The organism is Staphylococcus auricularis (assembly GCF_051172115.1).
Classification (GTDB): Bacteria; Bacillota; Bacilli; order Staphylococcales; family Staphylococcaceae; genus Staphylococcus; species Staphylococcus auricularis_A.
Genome location: NZ_JBPIZN010000024.1, coordinates 1 through 340 on the forward strand (window position 1 = coordinate 1; position 340 = coordinate 340).

At 34.4% G+C, this 340-nt stretch carries 1 protein-coding gene; it reads left to right on the forward strand.

The features are described from left to right. A partial coding sequence (locus ACSBRB_RS10635) for a hypothetical protein (RefSeq protein ID WP_435032730.1) occupies positions 1-340 on the forward strand: 340 nt, incomplete at both ends.

Sequence of the window (340 nt, forward strand, 5' to 3'; positions counted from 1 at the left end):
GAAGATATTAAGCCAGTTGATGATTCACAACAAACAGCTAAACAAGAAGAATCAACAGCAACGTCAGAAACAGCAGATACTGACGCAACAACACAAGACACTGCTCAACAATCTAAAGAAAACACAAAAGAAAATAACAAAGAAGACATTAATGCGACTTCACAAGATAGTGAAGATACAACACAAGCACAAGATAATGCAAAAGAACAAACTTCATCAAATGATTCTGATGATAAAGAACAATCAGATCAAAAAGCAAACACTAAAAACACAACAGAAACAGACACTACGCAAGATGAAAATACTCCTTTAAGTGAACAACAGAAAGATTCAACTCCTG